Raw genomic sequence first — 4859 nt, forward strand, 5'->3', positions numbered from 1 at the left:
GATGCGGCTGGGAGCCGAAACTGTGCACCTGCGGTTTCGGGCCGCAGCCGGCGGGAAGGCTGCAGGGCCGGGAGCCGCTGCGGCGGACGGCAGTGCGTCGACGGGCGGCGCGCCTGTGCGCGGCCATGGCGCGGGCATGGAGCGGAATCCGCTGCTCTCCGAAGGCAGCGGGGTACAGTTCATCGCTGTTGCCAGCGGTAAGGGCGGTGTCGGCAAGTCGACCGTCACCGTGAATCTGGCGGTGGCTTTGGCACGTAAAGGTAAACGCGTGGGCTTGATCGACGCCGACATTTACGGGTTCAGCGTGCCGGACATGATGGGTATCGAAGAGCGGCCGGAGGTAATCAACGAGCGGGTTATACCGATCGAGCGTCATGGCGTGAAGGTGATGTCGATGGGGTTTTTCGTGGAGGACAACAGTCCGGTTGTCTGGCGCGGTCCGATGCTCGGCAAAATGCTCCGGAACTTCTTCGCGGAAATCGAATGGGGCGAGCTGGATTACCTGCTGCTCGACTTGCCGCCGGGGACGGGCGACGTCGCGCTTGACGTGCATCAAATGATCCCGCAAAGCAAGGAGATCATCGTGACGACACCGCATGCCACGGCGGCGTTCGTTGCGGCGCGGGCGGGCTCGATGGCAATTCGCACCGAGCATGAAATACTCGGCGTCGTCGAGAACATGTCCTATTACGAGTGCTCCAAGTGCGGCAACCGCGATTACGTCTTCGGACGGGGCGGAGGCGCCAGACTCGCAGAGTCGCTGAATGCCGAGCTGCTGGCTCAGCTTCCGCTCGGGGCGCCGGATAACCACCCTTCGGAGAAGGATTTTTCGTCCTCGGTATATAAAGCCGACACCGAGACGGGAAGGATTTACGGAACGATTGCGGATGCGGTAATTGCAAAGTGTGAAGCTTAGAAAAAGAGCCGAGGCAACCGACATATGCCTCGGCTCTTTTTGCCGCAAAAACGGGTTTCGGCTGTTTCACTGCTTCGGCTTAACCGCCGTCGCTGGACCCGCCATCGCCACCGCCGGAGTCGCTGCTGCCCGATTCTCCGCCGCCGGACTCCGCGCCGCCCGATTTTTGGCCCGCCTTGGGCCTGAGCTCCTCTTGCACCGCGGTCCTCAACAGATCAAGCAGCTGCAGTTTGACCATCGGGCTCTGAAGCGTTTCCTGCATGATGGTGGACACTTGCTTACGGTATTGGTTTCCTTGAATCACATCGAAAATGACAGTTTCCATTTCCGGACCTTTCATAACCGTCATGAGATCGTGCTGGTAAGTGGGATCCTTCAATAGATCCTTATGGATCTGCTTGTTCTGTTTATTGACCGCCTTCGCGAACTCACCGGCAAACCGGGGGTCGGTCATCAGCTTTTCGAGCACTTTATTGTAATCGGGCGATACGAGCACGTCCTTGACCGCCACCTTCACCGATTCTTTATCCTGCGCCGACAGCATCATGATGCCGCCGCCGCTGCCGGCCGTCTGCATCGAAGCCTGCTGCATCGCCTTTTGTCCGTCCTCGGTTTTAAGAATATCGATGACCATTGCTTTCATATCCTTATAGCTGATCTGGCTGCCCCCGCCGGAAGGCTCCGAACCGCATGCGGTTATGAATGCCAGTGCGATGACGGTCATTGCCGCCGTCGCCGCCCGTCTGTAGTTGCTGTACATGGCTGAGTCGTCTCCCTTCACATGCTCCGTGACGTGTGCGCTAACCTCCGATTTACGATGACTGCCATAAGAAATGTTCGGGTGTATTATGCGTCAATGTTCACGGGATTATCATGAGCGGCGGATAGCTTTTTGGCCCGGACATGGTAAAATAAAGCGTATGCGTCCGCGCATTTTTCGACATTGCGGGTACGACGGCGGGGGAGGAAACGATTGTGAATTTGCGCAAATGGTTTTTCTTATTCTGGACCACGATGGCGGTCGGCGCAGTCTCTACGGGGGTGACGGGCTCCATTCTGGCATGGACCGACCCTACATTCGATCTGAAGGGGCTGGAGGGAGCGGGCTTTAACGCTGGCATGATGGCGCTCACCGGTCTGCTTTTTGGGGCGTTCGCCCACATGGGCTTTTTTGCATACTTGACGCTGAATTATATTGCGCTGAGCATATTTCGCCGCAGTTATTTGTGGACGACATTGCAGGCATATACCACAATTTTCGGCATTTTTTTGTTCGGCTACCGGCTCTACGAGAATCGGGAAGCGTTGAACGGTTGGATTTTCTGGGTGCTGCCCGTTATAATTACGATTGCCGCGTGGGGCGTGGCCGTTGTCAAGACGAAGCAGACGAACAAGAACGCGCTGTTCCCGACACTGTTTCTGTTGATCGTCGGTACGATGCTGGAAGCATGGCCAAGCCTGTCGGACGACAACAATGTGCAGGCCCTAATTTTCATGATCGTGCCATTGTTCGCTTGCAACGCTTATCAAATCCTGATGCTTCATAAGCTGTTGAAACCGGCAGAAGCCGGCTCCGGCGGGAGCGCGAAGCCGGTTGCGTGCGTAAACCGGAGAGGATTGGATTGAGCGGATTAAGCGGATGTCGTTTGAACATGGAAGGCCATATGCCAATCAAAGCTCGTCGGGCAGCGCCGGCAGTTGCATACTGCTCGCTTTATCTTCAACCGTACGGCCGTTGAGCTGGGTTTGCGCCAACAGCCCGGAGACGCTGACGAAATCATAGCCTTTATCTCTTAACTGATCGATAATGGCGGGCAGCGCTTCATGCGTTTGCTTGGAGGAGTCGCTGGCATGCATCAGGATGATGTCGCCGGGATGTGCCTTGCTGACGACGCGGTTGATGATTTTTTCGGTGCCGATGTTCATCCAATCCATCGAATCGGTGTCCCATTGAATCACTTTATAGTTGAGTTCCTCGGCGATGCGAAGCACACGCTTGTCGAAATCGCCGTTCGGCAGCCGGATCAGCTTGGGGCTTTTCCCGGTTGCAGCCGAGAGAATTGCTTGAGAGGTATTGAGCTGCTTGCGAATTTCATCGTCGCTCAGTTCGCTGTAATTGTCGTGCCTGTGGCCGTGGCTGCCGATCTCGTAGCCTGCTGCGACGATTTTTTTGACAATATCGGGGTGGGACTGCGCCCACGGCGAGGACAGGAAGAACGTGGCCTTCGTCACTCCTTTTTCCTGCAGCACCTTAAGGATAGGCTCGGCTCGCTTCTCGCCCCAGCTGATATCGAATGTCAGCGCCAAGATTTTTTTATCCGTCGGCACGCTGTAGATAGCGGCGGGCATCTGAGGGGAAAACACGGTGATGTTGTCCTTCTCCGCATAGATGACGCCGGCTGAGAATAACAACGCTACGCCAATCAGAAAATATCGCTTTAGCTTGCGGCCGTTAAAGACATAGAATACATTCATGATTCTCGGGCTCTCCTTTCTATTCTTTGTACGTCGTGAATGGGGGACAAGTGGAGCTTGGATTAGTACAATGTATGCCCGTATCCAGAACTTATGCTTGGAACGGGGCGCGGGTCATTATCCGTAGGAGGGGAATCCATATGTTTTCGTTAAAAGCATTCGCCGATCACCTGCTGCAAATGAGGCGATATTTCGCTTTCTCGGCGATTCTGTTTTTTGCCGGGGTGATTGTGGGTGGCACGAACTCGGCCTTCGAAGGTTACTTGGACAGTCAGTTACAAGGCATCGGGGAAATCGCGGGCATGATCAATAATGCAAGTAACCCGACGCTGTTCATGCTCGTCTTCATATTTCTGAATAATACGATTAAATCGGTGCTGGTCATTTATTTGGGGGCGGCATTCGGGGTCGCTCCGCTGTTATTCCTTTTATTGAACGGCATGATTTTGGGTTATTTATTTACGTCGATGGAGGAGACCGGACAAAATGCAGCCGCGATGTTTCTCAAGGGAATCGTGCCGCACGGCATTATTGAGATCCCGGCCATTCTGATCGCATGCGCATATGGTCTGAAGTTCGGCATGCTTAGTTTACGTGCTGTCGGTTCGCTCATTTCAAGGGACAAAGGGATCGGCAAAGAATACGAATTTTTCGCGGTACGCACGGTTCCGGTGATCGTGTTTCTTGCCGTGGCGCTCTTGGCGGCGGCCGTTATTGAGAGCACGGTTACCGTTTGGCTGCTCTCGTTGTAATATTTTCCTCGTAATGTGAGCATAACAGTAAAGCGGCGTGCTGCGCGGTTGCGCACTGGCCGTTTTTGCAGTCATTGGAGCCCGATTACGGACGCGATTTGTCTAAAGAAGGGAGGCCGGATGCCCGGCTATGCTCGGAATGCTGTTTACGGATAAGGAATGCAGGGAGCTCGATTATGTCCTTCGCAAGGAACTTGATGAGATGTTGCTTGATTTGCATGATTCGCGTCTGGACGGCGATATCAAGCAAGCAGTCGGTAAACGGTATAAGATCATCTTCCGTATGTATGCCAGAATGGCATCGCCGAAGGAGCTATCCCGATATGTAATGAAGGTGACGAAGTAGCGGGCATGGGATTGCGGTTGCATTTCGGCGCTTGGTTCGGCACTGAACCGTACCGCTGGCCCGCGCAAAAAAAGTTGGCGAAAATCCGATCGTACAGGCCTTGACGGTATCGCGCAAGCTGTGATAAATTATTAATCCGGGTGCTGATAAGGGGCTCGTTATCACAGACCCGACAGAGCAGTGGGTGAATTGGTTAAAATAACCTCTTGCAAAGACTTAAAGGCCTGTGATATATTATAAAGGTCGCCGCTGAGAGGTTGGCGGTGAGTGGAATGAAAAACACCATTGTTCTTTGAAAACTGAACAACGAGCGAAACTGCCCCATTGTCCTGCGAGGGAGGATGGAAAAGCTATACAAGTAATGAGCGAT

The 4859-nt window shown here is 54.1% G+C and carries 6 protein-coding genes; 4 read left to right on the forward strand and 2 right to left on the reverse strand.

What is annotated here, in order from left to right; all coding sequences use genetic code 11:
• On the forward strand, positions 1-916 hold a 916-nt coding region (locus tag BG52_RS03245), incomplete at its 5' end, for an Mrp/NBP35 family ATP-binding protein (RefSeq protein WP_081793535.1).
• Positions 917-995: 79 nt separating this feature from the next.
• On the opposite strand, the gene gerD is transcribed toward BG52_RS03245, so the two are convergent.
• Entirely contained in the window at positions 996-1676 is a 681-nt protein-coding gene (gene gerD, locus BG52_RS03250) for a spore germination lipoprotein GerD (protein WP_036580125.1), read from the reverse strand.
• 215 nt (positions 1677-1891) lie between these two features.
• Here gerD and BG52_RS03255 point away from each other — a divergent pair, with 215 nt between their 5' ends.
• Positions 1892-2542: a KinB-signaling pathway activation protein gene (locus tag BG52_RS03255; RefSeq protein ID WP_036580127.1), complete on the forward strand. Its 651-nt coding sequence runs from the start codon at positions 1892-1894 to the stop codon at positions 2540-2542.
• 45 nt (positions 2543-2587) lie between these two features.
• On the opposite strand, the gene pdaB is transcribed toward BG52_RS03255, so the two are convergent.
• Complete coding sequence (pdaB, locus tag BG52_RS03260; RefSeq protein ID WP_036580129.1) at positions 2588-3391, reverse strand: polysaccharide deacetylase family sporulation protein PdaB; 804 nt, start codon at positions 3389-3391, stop codon at positions 2588-2590.
• 140 nt (positions 3392-3531) lie between these two features.
• On the opposite strand from pdaB, the gene BG52_RS03265 reads away from it, so the two are divergent.
• Positions 3532-4143, forward strand: coding sequence for a stage II sporulation protein M (locus BG52_RS03265; protein ID WP_051587583.1), 612 nt, complete (start codon positions 3532-3534; stop codon positions 4141-4143).
• Between the two features lie 130 nt (positions 4144-4273).
• Positions 4274-4489 (forward strand): hypothetical protein, encoded by a 216-nt coding sequence (locus BG52_RS03270; RefSeq protein WP_036580131.1) that lies wholly within the window; start codon positions 4274-4276, stop codon positions 4487-4489.
• Positions 4490-4859: the final 370 nt, after the last annotated feature.

Origin of the sequence: Paenibacillus darwinianus, assembly GCF_000598065.1 — a bacterium.
GTDB classification, from domain to species: Bacteria; Bacillota; Bacilli; order Paenibacillales; family Paenibacillaceae; genus Paenibacillus_I; species Paenibacillus_I darwinianus.

Excerpts from the sequence above, each read along its gene's own strand:
- BG52_RS03270 (WP_036580131.1), top strand. The coding sequence starts at position 4,274 with ATGCTCGGAATGCTGTTTACGGATAAGGAATGCAGGGAGCTCGATTAT.
- BG52_RS03265 (WP_051587583.1), top strand. The coding sequence starts at position 3,532 with ATGTTTTCGTTAAAAGCATTCGCCGATCACCTGCTGCAAATGAGGCGA.
- pdaB (WP_036580129.1), bottom strand. The coding sequence starts at position 3,391 with ATGAATGTATTCTATGTCTTTAACGGCCGCAAGCTAAAGCGATATTTT.
- gerD (WP_036580125.1), bottom strand. The coding sequence starts at position 1,676 with ATGTACAGCAACTACAGACGGGCGGCGACGGCGGCAATGACCGTCATC.